General features: G+C 71.8%; 15 protein-coding genes. 4 read left to right on the top strand and 11 right to left on the bottom strand.

Annotation, left to right across the window (positions count from 1 at the left end):
- Positions 1–3: 3 nt before the first annotated feature.
- Genes OG884_RS27625 through OG884_RS27595 form a run of 7 tightly spaced genes read right to left on the bottom strand, consistent with a single transcriptional unit; the run spans position 4 to position 9047 of the window.
- Positions 4–1731 (bottom strand): hydantoinase B/oxoprolinase family protein, encoded by a 1728-nt coding sequence (locus OG884_RS27625; protein WP_326637642.1) that lies wholly within the window; start codon positions 1729–1731, stop codon positions 4–6.
- Positions 1728–3794 (bottom strand): hydantoinase/oxoprolinase family protein, encoded by a 2067-nt coding sequence (locus OG884_RS27620; protein WP_326637641.1) that lies wholly within the window; start codon positions 3792–3794, stop codon positions 1728–1730. Before OG884_RS27620 ends, OG884_RS27625 begins: the two co-directional genes overlap by 4 nt.
- Positions 3791–5089: an amidohydrolase family protein gene (locus OG884_RS27615; protein WP_326637639.1), complete on the bottom strand. Its 1299-nt coding sequence runs from the start codon at positions 5087–5089 to the stop codon at positions 3791–3793. Before OG884_RS27615 ends, OG884_RS27620 begins: the two co-directional genes overlap by 4 nt.
- On the bottom strand, positions 5083–6303 hold the full coding sequence (locus tag OG884_RS27610) for an NAD(P)/FAD-dependent oxidoreductase (RefSeq protein WP_326637637.1): 1221 nt from the start codon (positions 6301–6303) through the stop codon (positions 5083–5085). The genes OG884_RS27615 and OG884_RS27610 overlap by 7 nt, the downstream gene beginning before the upstream one ends.
- Positions 6300–7763 (bottom strand): FAD/NAD(P)-dependent oxidoreductase, encoded by a 1464-nt coding sequence (locus OG884_RS27605; protein WP_326637636.1) that lies wholly within the window; start codon positions 7761–7763, stop codon positions 6300–6302. Before OG884_RS27605 ends, OG884_RS27610 begins: the two co-directional genes overlap by 4 nt.
- Positions 7753–8073, bottom strand: coding sequence for a (2Fe-2S)-binding protein (locus tag OG884_RS27600; RefSeq protein WP_326637635.1), 321 nt, complete (start codon positions 8071–8073; stop codon positions 7753–7755). Before OG884_RS27600 ends, OG884_RS27605 begins: the two co-directional genes overlap by 11 nt.
- Positions 8070–9047, bottom strand: a complete 978-nt coding sequence (locus OG884_RS27595; RefSeq protein ID WP_326637633.1) for a dihydrodipicolinate synthase family protein — start codon at positions 9045–9047, stop codon at positions 8070–8072. Before OG884_RS27595 ends, OG884_RS27600 begins: the two co-directional genes overlap by 4 nt.
- A 189-nt stretch (positions 9048–9236) precedes the next feature.
- Between OG884_RS27595 and OG884_RS27590 the strand changes: the two genes are divergently transcribed.
- The 3 genes from OG884_RS27590 to OG884_RS27580 all read left to right on the top strand — a co-directional run bounded on the left by OG884_RS27590 (position 9237) and on the right by OG884_RS27580 (position 12516).
- Positions 9237–10280, top strand: a complete 1044-nt coding sequence (locus OG884_RS27590) for a LacI family DNA-binding transcriptional regulator (RefSeq protein ID WP_326637632.1) — start codon at positions 9237–9239, stop codon at positions 10278–10280.
- A gap of 254 nt (positions 10281–10534) precedes the next feature.
- Positions 10535–11842, top strand: coding sequence for a DUF6271 family protein (locus OG884_RS27585; protein ID WP_326637630.1), 1308 nt, complete (start codon positions 10535–10537; stop codon positions 11840–11842).
- The gene (locus tag OG884_RS27580; protein ID WP_326637629.1) at positions 11839–12516 is read left to right on the top strand and encodes a class I SAM-dependent methyltransferase; all 678 of its coding nucleotides are present in this window, start codon (positions 11839–11841) and stop codon (positions 12514–12516) included. Before OG884_RS27585 ends, OG884_RS27580 begins: the two co-directional genes overlap by 4 nt.
- Here the strand turns inward: OG884_RS27580 and OG884_RS27575 are convergent.
- Positions 12505–14823: an ATP-binding protein gene (locus OG884_RS27575; RefSeq protein ID WP_326637628.1), complete on the bottom strand. Its 2319-nt coding sequence runs from the start codon at positions 14821–14823 to the stop codon at positions 12505–12507. The genes OG884_RS27580 and OG884_RS27575 overlap by 12 nt on opposite strands.
- 71 nt (positions 14824–14894) lie before the next feature.
- Between OG884_RS27575 and OG884_RS27570 the strand changes: the two genes are divergently transcribed.
- Complete coding sequence (locus OG884_RS27570) at positions 14895–15287, top strand: hypothetical protein (protein ID WP_326637626.1); 393 nt, start codon at positions 14895–14897, stop codon at positions 15285–15287.
- A gap of 132 nt (positions 15288–15419) precedes the next feature.
- On the opposite strand, the gene OG884_RS27565 is transcribed toward OG884_RS27570, so the two are convergent.
- From OG884_RS27565 to OG884_RS27555, 3 genes are read right to left on the bottom strand one after another with little or no spacing between them, the layout of a single operon-like run.
- On the bottom strand, positions 15420–17012 hold the full coding sequence (locus OG884_RS27565; RefSeq protein ID WP_326637624.1) for a carbamoyltransferase C-terminal domain-containing protein: 1593 nt from the start codon (positions 17010–17012) through the stop codon (positions 15420–15422).
- Between the two features lie 13 nt (positions 17013–17025).
- Positions 17026–17916, bottom strand: coding sequence for a hypothetical protein (locus OG884_RS27560; protein ID WP_326637623.1), 891 nt, complete (start codon positions 17914–17916; stop codon positions 17026–17028).
- Positions 17913–19097: a Gfo/Idh/MocA family protein gene (locus tag OG884_RS27555; protein ID WP_326637621.1), complete on the bottom strand. Its 1185-nt coding sequence runs from the start codon at positions 19095–19097 to the stop codon at positions 17913–17915. Before OG884_RS27555 ends, OG884_RS27560 begins: the two co-directional genes overlap by 4 nt.
- Positions 19098–19129: the final 32 nt, after the last annotated feature.

The raw sequence follows: 19129 nt of genomic DNA, 5'->3' as shown, positions 1-19129 counted from the left end.
CGTCTACCCTTCACTCTTGATTCGGGCGGCCCTGGCCGGCGTGGGCCGCCAGCCGTCGCCGTCCACGATCACGCCATAGGACTGCTCCGCGGCCTCGGCGCCGACGTAGCCGTCCAGCACATCGGCCACCACCGCGGCCGGGTCGCGGTCGAGGGGGTCGCCGTAGCCGCCGCCTCCGGCGGTCCGGTTCACGAACCGGTCGCCGGCCTTCATCGCGGCCCGGTACATGCCGACCCGCTTGGCCTGGTCGGTCTCCGGCCACAGCACCATCTCGCTGGGCTCGGGCTCCTGGCCGCCGTCCAGCGCCCAGGGCCGGGTCTTGCTCTTCTTCTTCATCGAGAGCACCTCGCCGTCGGCGAGGTAGCGGACCTGCCTGAGCACGCCGACGCCGCCACGGAACCGGCCGGCGCCGCCGGAGTCGGGAATCAGTTCCAGCCGCTCGTGGAACACGGTGGACTTGTGCTCCAGCACCTCGACCGGGGTGTTGCGGACGACGCTCTGGGAGGGGTGCTGCTGGGCGTTCGCGCCGTCACGGTCCTTGCGCGCGCCCCAGCCGATGCCCTCGTTGTTGCTGATCACGAAGTCCGCGCCGGTGCGCGGGTCGTGGCCGAGCGCCATGAAGCCCGGCTCGTCACCGCCGGAGGAGGCCGGGATCGAGTCCATCACCTGGGCCAGCGCCTTGTGGATCAGCTCGAACGCGACGATGGCGCTCCACTGGGTGAAGGTCGCGGCCGGGTAGACGGCGTGGAAGAAGTTGCCGGGATCGGCCTTGACCTCCAGCGCCCGGTAGTGCCCGGCGTTGGAGGGCTCCCTGGGCGTGGTCAGTTCCTTGAAGATGGCCTTGCCCAGGCTCTCGGTGGAGCCGATCGGCAGGTTGACCGGGCCCACCACCGCGCCGTCGGAGCCGTTGAAGTCGACCTCCATCCGGTCGCCGTCGATGGTGACCTTGACCTCCATCCGGATCAGGTCCTCGGTGATGCCGTCGTCGTCGCAGTAGTCGAAGGCAGTCCAGGTGCCGTTGGGCAGCGCGGCCAGGGCCTTTCTGGCGACCCGCTCGCCGTGCTCGATGACCTGCCTGATGGCCTGGTCGACGGTCGCACCGCCGAACTTCTCCCAGACCTGCGCCAGCCGGTTCTCGCCGGTACGCAGGGCGGCGAGCTGGGCGTGGAAGTCGCCGATGGTCAGGTCGGGCAGCCGGGAGTTGAACCGGATGAGCTCGACGATGTCGCGGACCACCTCGCCACGACTCACGATCTTGGTGCCGGGGAAGATGAGACCTTCCTGGTGCATGTCCGTGGAGTCCAGGACGTAGCCGGGGGACTTGGCGCCGAGGTCCATCCAGTGCGCGCGCACCGCGAGGTAGGCCGCGGGACCCTCGTGCCCGTCACGGAAGACCGGCGCGAAGAGCATCGCGTCGTAGGAGTGCGCGCCGCTCCAGTACGGGTAGTTCAGCAGGTAGACGTCGCCCGGTGCGAAGTTCTCCCGGCCGACGTACTCCACGCCCTTGACGATGGCGTGGTCGTTGGCACCGAGGAACGAGGTGATCCCCGCGGCCTCGGCGGTCAGCTCCAGGTCGGCGTTGTAGATCGAGATACCGAAGTCGAGCACCTCGTAGATCACCGGGTTGAAGGCCGCCCGCACCAGGGTGCGGCGCATCTGCTCGCCCACCGAGACCAGGTAGTTGCGGATCACCTCGACGGTCGCGCCGTCCAGACGCTCAGGGCTGTTCACAGGGTTCCTCCGGTACCGGTCACCAGCAGCTGTCCATAGGTGTCGACGGTGAGCCGCTGATCACCGAAGATCACCGTCGTCGAGGTGCCCTCCTCGACGATCGCCGGGCCGCTCACCTCGTGACCGGGCGCCAGGGTGGTCCGGTCGTAGACCGGGAACACGGCGATCTCGCCGTCCGCGACGTCGAAGGCGGGCCGTTCGCCGACCGCCGCGGGGGCGCCGGGCCCGGCGGGCGCCGGCTCGCGCAGCGCCGGCTTGGCCAGCCGTCCCACCGCCCGCACCCGCAGGGTGAGGATCTGCCCGGTGTCGGCCATCGCGTGGCCGTAGCGCGCCTCGTGCTGGGCGTTGAAACGGGCCAGCACGGTGGCTGCGGTGTCGCCGGGCTGCAGGTCGATGCCGAGGCTGTGCTCCTGGCCGTGGTAGCGGATGTCCAGCCTGCGGATCAGGGTGCGGTCCTCCGGCTTGATGCCCTGCGCGGACAGCACCTCGTCGCCCTGCGCCTCCAGGTCGGCGAACTCGCTCTCCAGGGCGGCCAGGCTGTCGTCGCCGAGGGAGCGCAGCACGGTGGCGGCGAACTCGTACTCCAGGTCGGACATCAGCATGCCGAAGGCGGAGAACGCGGCGGGCACCTGCGGGACGATCGTGGTGGCGATGCCCATCTCCCTGGCGAGCATCGGGCCGAGCAGCGGTCCGGCGCCGCCGATGGCCAGCAGCGCGAACTCGCGCGGATCCAGCGCCCGCTCCACGGTGATCTCACGCAGCGCGCCGACCATGCGGGCCAGCAGCACCCGGAGGACGCTCGCGGCGGCCTGGTTCACGCTCACCCCGAGGGGAACGGCCAGCTTGGCCTCGATCGCGGCGCGGGCCGCGTCCGCGTCGATGGACATGTCGCCGCCGAGGAACGCGGCGGGGTCCAGGTAGCCGAGCACCAGCGCGGCGTCGGTGACGGTCGGCTCGGTGCCGCCCGCGCCGTACGCCACCGGCCCCGGCACGGCACCGGCGCTGTGCGGACCGACCTTGAGCAGCCCCTCGTCGATCCAGGCGATCGAGCCGCCGCCCGCGCCCACGGTACGGATGTCGAAGATCGGGATGAGCAGCGGGAAGCCGTCGATGCCCGCCTCGTGCACCTCGCCGGGCTCGCCGTCCTCGATGACGCAGCAGTCCACGCTGGTGCCGCCGACGTCGAAGGAGATCAACTTGGGCAGCCGCTGCTCGCGGGCCAGGAAGGAGGCGCCCACCACTCCCCCGGCGGGGCCGGACAGCACGGTCATCAGCGGGGCGCGGCGGGCCAGTTCCGCGGTCATCGCGCCGCCGCCCGAGCGCATGATGTGCAGCGGGTGGGTGAGCCCCGCCTCGGTCAGCCTGGCCTCCAGGGTGCCGATGTAGTCGCTCAGCACCGGCCTGATGTAGGCGTCCAGGGTGACGGTGCTGGTCCGCTCGTACTCGCGGTACTCGCGGGTGATGTCGGTGGAGACCGAGATCGACACGTCCGGGTAGAGCTCGCGCAGGATGCGCGCGGCCCGCCGCTCGTGCTCGGGGTTGGCGTAGGAGTGCAGGAAGCAGATGGCCAGTGAGGCCAGTCCCTGCTCCTCGACCAGGATCCGGCCGGCCTCGCGCACGGCGTCCTCGTCCAGGTCCTGCAGCACGTCGCCCTGCGCGTCGATCCGGCAGGGTACGCCGATCCGCCGGCGGCGCGGCACCAACGGCGGCGGCGGGGCGTAGGAGAAGTCGTACATGTGCTGGCCGGGGACGTTGGCGCGGGCGATCTCCAGCAGGTCCCTGAAGCCCTCGTTGGTGATGATGCCGAGGTTCGCGCCGCGGCGCTGCAGGATCGCGTTCAGGCCGAGCGTGGTGCCGTGCACGAACGCCTCCACCCCGTCCAGCCGGGTGGCGAGGCCGCCCACCGCGTCCAGGACGCCCTGCTCGGGGGCACCGGGGGTGGTCGAGGCCTTGTGCAGCCGGATCTGCCCGGTCTCCTCGTCGTAGGCGATCGCGTCGACGAACGTGCCGCCGATGTCCACGGCGAACCGGGTACGTCCGGCCGGAGTGTCGGGGGAATTCACAGGGCACCTCCAGGGACCTGCTGCGGGGCGGGGACGACCGGCAGGTCGTCGCGGACGATCCGGCCGGCCTGCATGACGAAGGGGATCCGGCGCAGCGCGGAGACGTCGCTCAGCGGGTCGCGCTCGGTGACGATCAGGTCGGCGAGGTAGCCCTCCTCGACGGCACCGGCCTGGCCGGCCAGCCCGACCAGGCGCGCGGCCTCGGAGGTGCCGGCCCGTACCGCCTGGATGGGGCTGAGGCCCGCGTCGGTGAGGAACTCCATCTCGCGGACCGCCACGACGGTGTCCTCGATGGGCTCGCCCGGCGGGTAGTCGGTGCCGGCGAGCATGGTGATGCCCGGCGCGCCGGGGTCGTCCGGGTCGGCGATGCCGGCCGCGACCGCCCGCCGGATGCTGGCCAGGTGGCCGGGGCCGACCTCCACCGCCCGCTCGATCTGCCAGGGCGTGAAGCTGTGCTCGGCCATCCAGTCGGGGCAGCGGGTGACGCACAGGGTCGGGGTGAGGAACACCCTCCGGTCCGCCATCTGCCTGGCCGTGTCGTCGTCCAGGTCGTAGGCGTGCTCGTAGCCGCGGACTCCGGCGGCGAGCGCCTCGCGGATCGCCGAGCCGGCGCCGGCGTGCGCGGTCACGTAACTGCCGTGCTCCTCGGCGGCGCGGACCACGGCCCGCATCTCCTCTGCGGTCATCTGCGCGCCGGTGAACGACTCTCCCTGGTGGGCGATGCCGCCGGTGATGAAGATCTTGAGCAGGTCGGCGCCCGCGTCCAGCTCCTGCCTGGCCGCGCGCAGGAAGCCGTCGTGCCCGTCGGCGTAGGAGCAGTCGGCGCCCTTGCCGTGGCCGCCGGTGGTGGAGATGGCCCGGCCCGCTCCGACGATCCGTGGCGCGGCCACCCAGCCCTGGTCCGCGGCGGTGCGCACCAGCAGGTCGGCGCGGTTCTGCTCGTGCACGCAGCGGATCGTGGTGACCCCCGCGACCAGGGCGTCCTGCGCCCGGGACAGCGCGCGCAGCGCGGTCAGCCCGGGGTTCTCCGACTCGTCGGTGGCGGAGAAGGGGTAGAGCACCGACAGGTGGGTGTGCACCGAGATCAGGCCGGGCATCAGGTACCTGCCGCCCAGCTCGACGATCCGAGCTCCCGGGGGCGGGGCGTCCGCCGTGATCTTCTCGATCCGGCCGGCCGCGATGAGCACGTTGACGTTCCTGCGGATCCGTCCTGATCGGACGTCCACGACGTGCCCACCGGTCAGCCAGAGGGTCTCGGGCTCCGACGTGGGCCGCAGCCGAGGTGATGTCAGCACCGCTTGCTCCTTCTGTCCTGGTGGTTTTCCTGTTCGGGGCCGTTGTCTTCCTGGCTCCACTGCTCCATCAGCCGGCCGGGGCCGAGGTCGGAGACGTCGACCGGCGGCGGCTTCCCCTCGATCAGGCAGCGCAGCGTCTCCCCCCACAGCGGGGCGAAGGTGAAGGCGTAGGTGCCTCCGGCCACGTAGAACCCGGGGGCGCCGGGCACCTCGCCGATCACCGGCATCTCGTCGGGCGTGGCCGCGAGCGGCCCGGCCCACATCCGCAGCAGCCGCAGGTCCCGGATGAACGGCAGCACCCGGACCGCCAGCGCGACGTTGCCCACCAGGCTGTCCAGGCTGGCGTCGCTCCGGCCGGCCAGGTCCATGCTCAGGGCCGGCCAGCCGCCGCCGATCAGCAGGTTGCCCGCGGTGACCTGCTTCACCGACAGTCCCTCGCCGATGTGCTGGACCAGGTGGGACATGGTGGCCGACGAGCGCACGGTGGCGTGCATCTGGATCGCCACCGGTGTCATCCGCAGCGTGATCCCGGCCATGGCCGCGATCTCCCCCAGCCAGGGCCCCGCGACGTCGACCACCACGGGGGTGTCCACCACCCGCTCGGCGGCGCCGCGCCCGGCGACCACCCGCCAGCCGTCGCCGTTGCGGGTGATCCGCCGGACCGGCGCGAACGCCACGGTCCGGCCGCCGTGCCTGGTCGCCGAGTCCAGGTAGGCGGGGGTGACCTTCAGCGGGTTGGCGTAGCCGTCCAGGTCACACCAGGTGGCGGCGGCCACCGTCGGTCCGAGCAGGGGCAGCGCGGCCCGCGCGGCGTCCCCGTCGAGGATCTCGGTGTGGATCCCGGCGGCGGCCTCCCAGCCGTGCTTGTCGCGCAGCTCCTGGTACTGCTCCTCGGTCTCGGCGATGGTGAAGCCACCGGTGCGGCGGACCTCCACCGAGGTTTCCAGCTCCTCCTCCAGCGTCTCCCACCGGTCGCTCGCGGCGCGCTGCAGCGGCAGGAACCGCGCGCTGTCCAGCGGCACCGCCTGACCGGGGCGCTTGGTGTGCACGGCCTGCATGTGCAGGTTGCCGGCGGTGGTGCCGGAGCCCTCCCTGCCGGGGGCGCCGCGTTCGAGTACGAGCACCCGATGGCCGCTGCGGGCCAGGTGGCTGGCCACCGAGGCGCCGAGCACCCCGGCTCCCACGATCACCGCGTCCGCGGTCCGCGTGCTCATGCGTCGCCTTTCTGCGATTCCGGTCCGGCCAGCTCCAGCAGCGTGGCGAGGGGGACGGGGCGCACCGGCAGCCGGGAGGGGAAGATCTCCACCCGGGACTCGCCGTCGCCCACGCCCCGGCCGGGCATGACGGACCGGACCAGTCCGGCGACCGCGAACCCGCACTCCCGGCCCTGGCAGGGGCCCATTCCCGCGCGGGTCCAGGCTTTGGTCGCGTTGAGGTCGCCGTCGGCGCTTCCCGCGGCGGTGGTGCGGATCTCCTCCGCGCGGACCGCCTCACACCGGCAGACCACGGTGTCGGCGGGCAGCGCGGGCGCCAGCGTGGCGAGCAGCGCCGCCGGGCCGGGGTAGAGGGAGTCGGTCAGTGCGGTGAAACGTGCCAAACGGCGTCTGGCCGACATCATCCGCCGGGCCTCGGACACCGGTACGGCCGAGCGGCCCTCACGGGTCAGGATGTCGTGCGCGGCGGCGAGCCCTCTGGCCTTCGCCGCGTGCACCCCGCCGATTCCCGCCGCCTCGCCCACCACGTACACATCGGCCCGGGAGGCGCGTCCCGCCGCGCCGGTCACCGGCACCGCGTCCCCGCTCGCCACGTCGACCCGTACCTGGCAGCCCAGCATGCGGGCCAGGTCGGTCTGGGGACGGAAGCCGTACCCGACGCAGAGCGCGTCCACCTCGACGGTGCGGACCGGACGCGCGGGCCTGGCCGCGGCGGCGAGGGTCACCGAGGAGACCCGGTCGCGGCCGTCGGCGCGGAGCACGACGGTCTCCTGCCAGATCGGCACCCGGGCGCGGGCCAGCCGCGCGGCGTAGGAGGCCAGCTCGCGCAGTCGCGCGGGGTGGCCGAGCGTGCCCAGCGCCCGCAGGCTCGGCCGGTACGGCCTGCCCGCCTCGGCGATTCCCGCCACGCTCACGCCGAGTTCGATCAGCGAGCAGGCGACCGGCAGCAGGAACGGCCCTGAACCGGCCAGGACCACCCGGTCTCCGACGGTGGTGTGGTCGCTCGCGGCCAGGTGCTGGGCGAAGCCCGGGGTGGTCACTCCGGGAAGCTGCCAGCCGGGGAAGGGAAACACCCGCTCGAAGGCGCCGGTCGCCAGCACGAGGTAGCGGGCGCGCAACCGCACCGGATGCTCGGCGTCGTCGGAGGCGAGCAGCGTGCGCCCGTCGTCCTCCACGCCCCAGACCAGATGGCCGGTGCGGCACTCGGCGCCGGCCGCGCGCACCTGGGCGATCAGCCGGCCGCCCTCGGGCCGGTGGTCGCCCCACTGCCTCGCCACCGCAGGCGCGGGCCGCCGGTAGTACTGCCCGCCCAGTTCCGGCTGCTCGTCGAGGATCGTCACGGCCAGACCGGCGGAGGCAAGCCGGGCCGCGGCGCTGAGCCCCGCGGGACCGCCGCCGACGATCACGACATCCCGTTCGACGACCTCGCCGTACGTGGCCGCGCTGTGCTCAGCGGTCATGCGGAGCCTCCCCCTCTGTGGCCGTCTCGACCCGCATGCCGGCATAGATCTTGGTGATGCAGGCGCGGACCCCCGGACGACCGTCCACGGTCACCTCGCACTCGAAGCACACGCCCATCCCGCAGAACGGGCCGCGAAGGTCGCCGCCCACCGGATTGCGCCGCAGGCTCCACCGCCGCTCGCCGACGAGAACCGCGGCGAGGCTGATGCCGTCGACGGCCTGCACGGAGTCGCCGTCGACGACGATCTCCGTTTGCGGAGCCCGGCCCGGCCCGGCACGCCGGCCGGTGCGGCCCTGCGCCGTTGTCATCGCCCGGCCCGCCCCGAGACGGTGTCCGCGTTGTCCCCGGAAAGGGCTTCGACCAGGCCGGACTCCTTCAGCACGGCGCCGATCGCGTCAAGCCTCTCCGGGTCCGTGATCGGCAGGAGCGGCGGGCGGACGTGCCCGCCCGGCTGGCCGAGCATCGCCATGGCTGCCTTGAGCTGGGCGATGGGCGTGCCGTACACGCCGCTGTAGTCGGGGTTGATCAGCCGGGAGGAGAGCCCCGCGTACCGGTCGACCCAGCCGCGCGCCGCCTGGCGATCTTTTGCCGCGACCGCCTCGTAGTAGGGGACGGCGAACGGGGCACCCATGCCGCCACCGTCGATGTTCCCGTCCCCGCCCAGTTCCAGCAGGACGGCGAGGCCCCGCCGGTGCAGGAAGCTGCCGAACACCCGGACCCGGTCGCCGACCTCCTCAACCGTGCCGAGCATCCGCAGCCAGTCACCGGTGCTGTCCTTGATGGCCACCACGTTGTCCAGGTCTGCCAGTCTCGACATCAGCCCGGGGTGGGCGGAGATGTCGACGGCCACCCCGCGCGGCCAGTTGTAGACCATGAACGGCAGCTCCGTCGCGGAGCTGACCTGCCGGTAGAAGGCGAGGATGTCCCGAGGCCCCGGGTGCGCGTACGGCGGGGGCGTGGCGAGCACGCCGTCCGCGCCCGCCTCGGCGGCGTGCCGCGCGAACTCGATCGCCTCTGCGGCGGTGTAGGCCGTGACGCCGACGACCACCGGGACCCTGCCGGAGAGCTCGGACACCGCGATCTCGGCGACCCGGCGGCGCTCGGCCGCGCTCTGGCTGAACCACTCACCGGTGCTCCCGTTGACCAGGACTCCGTGCACGCCCTGGGCGGCGTAGAGCCGGAGCAGCGCACGCCACGCGTCCTCGTCCAGCCCGCCTTCGCTGGTGAAAGGGGTGGGCGCGGCCGGCCAGTAGCCGTGCCAGGTGACGTCGTCGCGGTCCATGGAACCCCCGGGGATCAATGTTGTAGTCATTTTTTGGGATCGCTTGCATTAGGTTGCAGTACTCAGGAGATTCAGGTCAAGGCCGAAATGTGTTTTTAACCTGGCTAAATTTCCCAGCACCGCACCAAGTGTTCGCGATCTTGTGGCAAAATTTCCCCCCGGATGGGATCGATCCCAGGAAGAAGGACAATGGCGATCACGCTGAAGGACGTCGCCGCCGCAGCCGGGGTGTCACGCAGCACGGCCTCCCGCGCACTGAGCGGCTCACCGCTGATCGCCCCGGAGACCCGGGTGGCGGTGAAGGAGGTCGCGGACCGGATGGGCTACCGCCCCAACCGCGCGGCCAGCGCACTGCGTTCCAAGCAGTCCCATGTCGTGGGACTGGTGCTGAACAACCTCATCAACGCGTCCTTCCACACCATCGCCGAGGTCGTGCAGCGTCGCGCCGCGGCCGAGGGATACCAGGTGATGCTCTGCATCACCGACGCGGACCCGCGGCGGGAGGAGTCCTTCCTCAGGACCCTCGCCGCGCACGGGGTGGACGGGCTGATCATGATAGGCACGGGCAGGAACACGGCCATGGCCAACGCGCTGCTCGCCGAGGGCATCGGGGTCGTCAACGTCATCCGCGCCGCCACCGAGAGCGCCGCGCCGTCGGTGCTCGCCTCCGACCGCGAGGGCGCCCACGCGGCCACCTCACACCTGCTCGACCTGGGTCACGAGCGGATCGGCTTCATCGGCGGCCTGCTGAGCGCCAACTCCGGACTGGAGCGGTTCGCCGGCTACGAGCAGGCACTGAGGGAACGCGGCCGTCAGGTCGACGAGTCACTCGTCGAACGCGGACCGTTCGACTCCGCCTTCGGCGCCGAGGCGACGGAGCGGCTGCTGCGCCGCAACCCGGAGATGACGGCGCTGTTCGCCGCGAACCACGAGGCCGTGTTCGGCATGCTGCCCACACTCGTCGGTGCGGGCATCGTCATTCCCGAGCAGCTCTCGCTGATCTGCTACGAGGACATCCCCTGGCTGCGCTGGTGGCAGCCTCCCATCACCGTCGTCGACAACGGGGCCCACGAGCTCGGGGATCTCGCCATGAACCTCCTGCTCCAGCAGATCGAACGGACCGACCGGTCGACGGCCCCGGCCCAGAGGGGCCGGGCAGGCCGGGCCTACCGGGTGGGCGCCCAGCTCGTCCTGCGCTCCTCCTGCGCGAAGCCTGCCACGACCACGCGGTGAACGTCCTGCGTCCGGTGGGTGGCGTCCGGTGGGTGGCGTCCGGTGGGTGGCGCTCACGCCGGACAGGCGACAGGGCCGTCACCGTCAGGACCCGCGCCCGGTGCCACGAGCCCTCCGGGAGGTGCTCAGCAGGAGTACGGCGCGGATTGAGCGCGGCCCTCGCCGGCACCGAGGTGGACGGCGTGGACAGGAGGGCCGGGTCGTTTTACAGTTCGGGGGTGCGCTGATCGCGGGTTTCCCAGTGAGGCTGTGGCATGCCAAAACGGTTGCTCTACGTTCCCACGCACCGGCGCTGTCCCGAGGCCATCGTCTCGTATCTGGACGAGAGCCTGTTCCTCGCCCGCGAGTACGGGGAGGAGATCCCCTTCCTGCTCGTCGAGTCGTTTCCGGCCGACTGGATCCCCGAACATGCCGAGTTGCTCGGGCGGCTCAGCGTCGAGCGGTCCGCGCGGGCCTTCCATCTGATACCGGAGGGGCGGCGAGCCTACGTACGGGCGCTGGTGGAAGCGGCGGCCGATGAACCGGCGGATCGGGATCGGCTGGAAAGGCTCCTGATCCCGGAGGGGGTCTCGTACGGGGCGGGGCCGAACATCGCGGCGTTGGTCGCGGTGGCACTCGACGCCCAGGTACTGCTGCGCCGGGACTCCGACACGCGCCCGATGCCGCGCGGGGAGGTCCTCGCGTTTCCCGGAGAGCTGGAACTGCGCGCGCTGGCCGGACAGGGGGTGTATTTCGTCGCCAGCACCTACGTGGGAGATCCGCCGCTGGACCGGCGCGACCTGCTGTCGGCCGGACCGGAGTTCATGCGCCGTATCGAGCGCCAGGTCAAACCCGGCCTGAGCGATCGGGAGATCGACGAGCTGCTCCGCGAGTACCTGGTCGACGAGCCGGCCCGCGGCTACGACTCCGATTTCGTCACCCCCGACCGGCCTGGAAGCGTGGAGATGGGCGTCTCCTGCGTCAAGGAGATCTTCCGTACGGTGCCGGAGATGCCGCTCACCGAGATGCTCGGATCGGACTTCATCCAGCGGAACCTGCTGCTGGCCGTCGGATATCCGGTGCTGTTCCACTCCCGGAAGGTCTACCACCGCTACGACGAGACCCGGCGCGGGCGCTCCGACTTCTCGGCCGCGGTCCGCTACGCGGTACGGGACCTGCGTTACCTGCTGTTCTGGCGGATCTGGAGCGAGCTGGCCGCTCGGGTGGCCGCGCGTCCCGAGGACTTCTGGCGCCCGCCGGGAGAGGTCGACGCGAAACGGTTCGGCGCCACGACGCGGCAGGCGGTCGCCAGACAGGCTCCTTCGCTCCCCGGCCTCGCGGCGGAGTTCGGCGCGACGCACCTGGCCGCGGCGGCGGAGACCCGCGGCGACGTCGCGGCGCGGCTGAACGCGATCGGCACGGCCGCGCTCGACGGTGCCGACCGTCATGTCGCGGAGATCGTGGACGGGTTCGCCGACTACTGTTTCCTGCTGGAGCACTGGCCCGGCCTGGTCACCGCCGCGTCCCGGTCGGCCGGTCTGGTCCGGGCCCTGGCCCTGGTGGGAGAGGACCGGCTCGGATGACCGACGGCAGGCCGCGCAACAGCGGTCAGGAGGTGCCGCACTCGGCCGCCTTCCGGCGGCAGGTCGCCAACGCGGTCAGGGCTGCCGAGTTCGAGGCTCGGGAGTTCGCCGGAGTACCGGTCTTCCACGACCAGCCCAACCTGCTGGAGGCCAGCATCCGTGCCGTCGACCCGGCGCTGGGGTGCTGGGTGGAGCTCGGATTCGGCAGCGCGGAGAGCGCCCTGCAGATCAGGGCCATCGCCGCACGGGCCGGACTCGCCATGACGCTGCACGGATTCGACTCGTTCGAGGGGTTGCCCGAGGACTGGGGAGGTGAGGCGAAGAAGCACGACTACCGGTTCGCCAGGCCCCACCTGGACCTGCCGGACATCCGGGTGCACGAGGGCTGGTTCCACGAGTCGATCCCGAGGGCACTGCCGGAGCTGGCCGGACGGATCGGCTTCGTCCACGTCGACTGCGACCTGTACTCCTCGACGCGCACCGCGTTCGAACTGCTCGGCGAACGTCTCGGGCCCGGGACGGTCATCCAGTTCGACGAGTACTGGAACTACCTTGAGGCCGAGGACGGAGAGCTGAGGGCGTTCCGCGAGTTCCTCACCAAACGGGACCTGGGCTTCCGCTATCTCGGCTACAACGCGAACTACATGCAGGCGAGCGTGCTGTTAGAGACCTGAGATCAGCTCCCTGAGCTCCGCCTCGCGGGGTGAGCCCACCTGGTGGAACCGGTCGGCGGCCAGCCGCCACTGCCCGGCGGCGGCCCCGGTGTCGCCCGCCGCCGCCCGGGTGTCGCCAAGCAGGGTGAGAATCCGGGCCTGCGCCAGCGCGTCGTCGGCTTCGGCCGCGATCCGCAGCGCCTGGTCGAGCCGGGTGACCGCCTCGGTGAGGCGGCCCGCGTCGGCCGCCACGGCGCCGAGCCCCGCGGTGGCCTCCGCCTCGCCGCGCCGCTGCCCGTACTCGACGAACGGCGGCAGCGCCCGCGCGAACGCCGCCTCGGCCTCGTCGATCTCACCCCGGTCGCGGTGCGCCCAGCCAAGCCTGACCAGCGCGTCGGATTCGGTCAGCTTCGCTCCCTGCTCGCGTGCGATCTCCAGCACCTGCCGGTAGAACCCGGCGGCCAGGTCAGCGTGTCCGCGTACCCGCTGGACGTCCCCGATCGCGGTCAGCGCGTAGCTCTCCCCACTGCGGTCGTGGAACTCACGCTGCATGACCAGTGACCGCTCCGCCTGGGCCATGGCCTCGTCGAGCCGCCCCAGCTGGAGGTAGCTCATCGCGAGATGGGTATGGGTGTACGCCACGCCGGTCAGGTCGTCGATCCCGGCCCAGGCCGGCAGTGCCCGTTCGAAATAGGCGGTCGCCTCGACCATCCGGCCTCGATCCAGGCAGACCTCACCCATCCCGTTGAGCATGAAGGCGCTCAGCAGCGTGCTGTCCAGGTCCGTCGCGATGGCCAGGCCCGCCTCGTAGCAGGCGATGGCCTGGGCCGGGCGGCCCTGGTCCCGGTAGACGTTCCCGAGGTTGCGCAGGATGCACGCCTCGCCCCGCCGGTTGCCCGCCAGCCTCGCCGCCTCCAGCGCCAGCTCGTGGGTCGCCGCCCATTCGGCCCAGCGGGCGAGCACCCGGAAATGGTAGTGCAGCGGATCGGCGAGTTCCCAGGTCAGGTCCCACAGCCGGTGCTCGTAGGCCTGCCCGACGGCGGCGACGATGCCCGCCTCCTCGGTGACGAACCAGTCCATCGGCCGGTGGCCGACCAGGACGTCGGCGTCGAGGTCGCGAGGCAGCCAGAGCCTCGCCCGGGGAGCCAGGGCGTCTCGTTTACTGTTCGGCGACATCAGGTAGAGGGCGCGTTTGGACAGCGCCAGATACCCGCCCAGAACACGTTCCATGGCCTCGTCCGCAGGGCCGTGGTCACGCAGCCGTTCCTGGGCGAACGAGCGCAGCAGGTCGTGGAAGCGGAAGCGGAGCTGCCCCACCGCGTCCTCGCCGACCGCCTCCAGGAGCTGGACATCGGCCAGTCGCTCGATGAGCTCCTCCGCGGCCGCCAGGTCGGAGTCGAGCGCCGCCGCGAGCACCCAGGGGGCGAAGTCGGGTGCTCTGACCAGGCCGAGCAGCCGGAACGCCGACTGCTCCTCCGCACTCAGGGCCGCATAGCTCAGGGAGAACGAGGCGCGCACGCTGAGATCACCAACTTTCAGCTCTTCGAGGCGGCGGTGCTCGTCCTCCAGCCGGGTGAGCATCCGGGCCAGCCGCCAGTGCGGCCGGACCGCCAGTCTGGCCCCGGTGATCCGGACCGCGAGCGGGAGGTGGCCGCAGAGCCGTACCAGCCGCTCGGCGGCCTCCGCCTCGGCATCGACCCGAGCCGGACCGACGATCTTCCTCAGCAGTTCGAGCGCCGCCTCGTGCGTCAGCACGTCCAGGTCGAAGCCTCGGGCGCCCTCCAGCGTGGGAAGGCGCTCGCGGCTCGTGATCAGTGCCGCGCAGCCGGGCATGCCGGGCAGCAGCGGCCGGAGCTGGGCGGCGGACGCGGCGTTGTCGAGAACGACGAGCACCCGCCTGCCGTCCAGCAGCCCCCGGTAGAAGGCGGCGCGTTCGGCCACCTCCGGCGGGATCGCCGGGCCCTGCACACCGAACGCGCGCAGGAACCCGGCGAGGACGTCCGAGGGGTCGAGGGATTCGGCTTCCGCGCCTCTGAGGTTCACGTACAACTGGCCGTCGGGGAAAAGGTCCCGGAGCCGGTGCGCCAGCCGTACCGCGAGGGCGGTCTTACCGACCCCGCCCATGCCCGAGATCGCACTCAGTATCACCGTGTCCTCGGCTCCGGCGAGCCAGGAGCGCAGGGTCTCCAACGCCTCTTCGCGTCCGGTGAAGTCCGCGAGGTCGGCGGGGAGCTGGTAGAGCCCCGCGGTGACGGTGAACGGCTGGTCCAGATGCTGATGGATGATCAGGTCTCGTCCGGCGACGTAGAGGTCGCGTCCTGCGTGCATCTCGGGCATCGCACCTGCCGCATCGGGAAGAAGTCCAGAGTGACACCAGGATTATCCCCGAGGGGAGCCCGATGACGAAGGCGATTGTCACCAATGTTTCCCGCCACGACGGAGCGCACGTCCTCGAAGCGCGTTACGGCGACTGGAGGATCACCGTTCACCTGCGTCCGGACACCGGGCCGGTGACGGCTTCCGAGCTCGCGGAGCCGCTCGGGGCCGTGGCCGCGGCCCTGGCGGCGGCACCGGCGGCGGCACCGGCGGCGGACCCGCCCTGGAGCGACGCCGAGGACGCGGCGCTGGTACGCGCCTTCGACGCCTCCTACGACCTCGACGCGGTGGCCGCGCGCCTGGGACGGCCTGCCCGGAGCGTACGGCAACGGCTGACGCTCTTCGGCAGGCTGCCCGCGATGGATCCGGTGACCGGCCGGACGATCGAACCGGCGGATGACCGTACCGACCTCTGACACCGCCGACGCCGCTGATACCGCTGACGCCGCCAACGCCGCCAACGCCGCCAACGCCGCCAACGCCGCCAACGCCGCCAACGCCGCCAACGCCGCCGACGCCACTGCCGCCACTGCCGCCGACGTCCGCGGTCAGTGCGGCCGGCGTTCGATCAGGGTCCCGTTCACCACCATGGCGTCGAGGTCGGCCTCCTGGAACACCGCCATCGCCTCGGCCGGGGTCTCGACGATCGGCTCACCGCGGATGTTGAGCGAGGTGTTCAGAAGCACCGGGGGCGCGCCGAGGCCGGCGAACTCCGCCAGCAGCCGGCCGAGCGACGGGTTGTCTTCCGGGGCCAGAGTCTGGACCCGGGCCGTGCCGTCCACATGGCATACGCCGGCGAGCGTCTTTCTGTGCTCCGGCCGGATGGGCCAGGCGAACTGCATCCAGGGTGAGGCGCAGTCGGCGTCGAAGTAGTCCCCGGCCGCCGCCGCGAGGACCACCGGGGCGAGCGGCCGGAACCACTCGCGGTGTTTGATATGGCTGTTGATCCGCCGTGCGACGTCGGCGCGCCGGGGGTCGGCGAGGATGCTGCGGTGGCCGAGCGCACGCGGTCCGAACTCCGAGCGCCCTTCGAACCAGCCGACCACCCCGCCCCGGTCGAGCAACTCGGCCGTGCGGCGCAGGACCCGGTCGTCGATCTCCTCCGTACCGTAGCTTCGCCCCCGGTATGGACCGACGGGGAAGCGCGTGGTCAAGGCCGGCGGGTCGAGTTCGAGCGCGGCGAGGATCGCCGCACCGAGCGCCGTTCCGTCATCGCCGGGGGCGTAGACCACGTGGACCCGTTCGAACGGGGTGTTCTTTATGATCTTTCCGTTGAACGCGCAGTTCAGCGCGACCCCCCCGGCCAGGCACAGGTTGGGACAGCCGGTCACCCGCCAGGCGTGGGCCAGCACGTGCAGCAGGATCCGCTCCAGGACCCACTGACCGGCGAAGGCGATGCTCGCGTCGGTCTCGAACCCGCCGGACACCCGATCCGCGCGGATCCGGCGGATCCGCTCGACCACGCCGTACGGTCCCTCCAGCGCGATGGTGAAGCGTCCGTCCGGCAACAGGTCGACGGCCTCCATGAGCTCGCCGGTGAACCGGTCGTCACCGTAGGGCGCGAGGGCCATCGCCTTGCCGGCCTGCATGAAGGCGAAGCCGATCCCCTCGGTGACCGCCCGGTAGAGGTCACCGAGCGAGTTGGACATCAGCGCCGTCAGGTCGTTGGACGACGCGGCGCCCCGCTTGGCCCCCACCACCTGGCCGAGCGGGGTGAGCTCGTTGCCCCGGCCCAGCATCCAGGTGGTCGTCTCCCGCTCGTGCCGGTCTGCGGCTCCCGGTCCGACGACGCTTCCGGCTCCGTCCACGACCAGCACCACGGCCTCCTCGAAAGGGCTGGTGAAGAAGGTGCTCGCGGCGTGCGACCGGTGGTGGTTGACCCAGCGGATCGAGATCTCGGGTTCCCAGCCGCGCAGCGGGGTGAGCATGTCGTTCGCGGCGAAGGCACGGATGTCCTCGGCCCTCAGGCCCGCCGCGTCCAGGCAGTAGGCGAGGGAGGCCCGGCAGGGGTCGGGGTCCAGCAGCGCGTAGCGGACCCGGCTGAGCCTCTCGTCCTCGATCGCGATGCTGCCGCCGTCCTCGGTGATCAGCCAGGTGGCGAAGTCGTGAATGGACCCGCCGAACCCTACGACACCCGTCATTCTTTCTCCTTCGTTAGGTCTCGGCGCTGCCGGCCCACGGGTTGCACAGATGGACGATGAGGATCGCGATCGCCCAGCGGTCGGGCATCACCGAGGCGGCGCCCAGCGCCACCGGCGGGGCCGCCCACTGGTACAGCCGTGCCGTGTCCGTGGCGACGAGGAGCTGGGCGTAGGCGAGGATCACGGTGACGACGAGCATGGGCACGACGCGCGCGTCGGTGACGAGCAGCGCGAGCAGCCCGGCCCCCCAGGGCGTCAGCATCGTCAGCGGGTCGAACCACCTTCCGGCGTGGTAGAGGCTGCCCGCCCGCCAGGGATCTCGCATCAGCTCGGACTGCCCGAAGTGGTCCTCGCCGACGGTGCCGGTCAGCCGGCGGATCAACGGGGCGGCGAGGCCGACCAGGGGCAGCCAGTGCCAGGCGAAACAGGCGGCGAACAGCGGAGCCGACTCCTTGACGCACCCGGCGACGAGGGCCGCGAGCAGGGCTGGGAACCAGAGCTCGCGCTGGAGGAGGATCGCCGAGCCGAGAGCCCAGGCGAGGGCCGTCCCGTCGACGAGCACCGGCCAGCGGAGCTGGATCCGCCAGATTCCCGGCATGCCGCATATCAACAGGCCGCCGACCACCCGCAGGCGCGCGTCGGGGATCCAGGGCTCCATCCATACGGTGACCAGCGGCGGCAGCGCCACCAGGTGCGCGGTCGTGCACCAGCGCCATCGGCGTGCGGAGTCCCCGCACAGCGCGGGCAGCAGCCAGCGCAGCATGAACGGCAGCGCGACCGGCTGCCCGGCTCCGGCCCGCAGGTAGCGGCGGCCATCGGGACAGACGGCCCGCACCGGCCGGTTGATCAGGCTCAGCCCGAGCAGTACCAGGGAGAGACCGAGCGACCACAGCGCCGCGCTCACGGATCACCGCACCGCTCGCACCACCAGCAACCGGTGGCGTACGGGGTGGGTCCCAGCGGCGCGGGACGGTCGCACCGGGATCTCAGCCGCACCGGGGAGGTCTCCGGGGTCTCGATGGCCAGCATGGTCTCCATGACGTGTCCGACGAACCCGCCGGTCAGCCGCTGTTCGGTCAGGCCTCGCAGGGCGTGCGCCATGTCGACGACTCCGATCCCGCGTCCCCCCGGCGCGTCCGCCGGATAGGGCACGGTCGTCCATCTCGACGATCGGGCCGTCTTCAGCCGGACCTTGCCGGTGTAGAAGTTCGGGTCGGGGATCGCGAGGGTCCCCTCCGTCCCGAAGATCTCCAGATGCGGGATCCGGGTTCCCCACACCTCGAAACTCGTCGTCAGGGTGGCGACGGCCCCGGTTTCGAACTCCAGGAGGGCCGCCAGGTGGGTCGGCACATCCGCGAGGAAGGTCTCCCCGGCGCGCGGTCCGGTGTCGATCGACCGCCTCGGTGCGGGCCGGCGGTGCGCGCCGACGACGTCGCGCACCGGGCCGAGCAGTCCGACCAGCATGCTCAGGTAGTAGACGCCCATGTCCAGCAGCGGTCCCGCGCCGGGCTGGTAGAAGACCTCGGGCGTGGGACAGCTCCGTTCGTGTCCGGGGGTCAGGAGTGCCGCCGCCGCGCCCAGCGGATGTCCGATCAGACCCTGGTCGATCGCGCGGCGGGCGGCCTGGGCGGCGGCCCCGAGTACGGTGTCGGGCGCGCCGCCCAGCATCGCGCCACCCGGCATCGCGCCACCCGGCATCGGGCCACCCGCCGGGGCCGTGGCCAGCAGTTCGTCCAGCTCCGCGGCCGAGGCGGCGAGCGGTTTCTCGGTGTAGACGGACTTACCGGCCTCCAGCGCCTGACGGGTGATCCCGGCGTGCCACCGCGGCGGGGTCAGGTTGATCACCAGCTCGATCGAGGCGTCCCGCAGCGTCTCGGGCAGGGAGGCCGGTACGGCCCGCGCGCAGGACGCGGCCAGCTGCCGGGCTCGCTCGGGGATCGAGTCGCAGCAGGCGACGATGTCGATGATCGGCGCCCTGGTCAGGGTCCTCAGATATTTGGCGGAGACGTTCCCGCAGCCGACGACGGCGCACCTGACAGGGGGAACCGGCATGTCTGCCTCGCGTGAGTGGGTCGGTACCGTCATGGCGAATCGCTGAAGGCTCTGCTCTTATTAGA

This window comes from Streptosporangium sp. NBC_01755 (genome assembly GCF_035917995.1).
In the GTDB taxonomy this organism is placed as follows: domain Bacteria; phylum Actinomycetota; class Actinomycetes; order Streptosporangiales; family Streptosporangiaceae; genus Streptosporangium.
The sequence above is the reverse complement of the archived record's forward strand: the minus strand, read 5'-3'. Positions and strand labels throughout refer to the sequence as shown.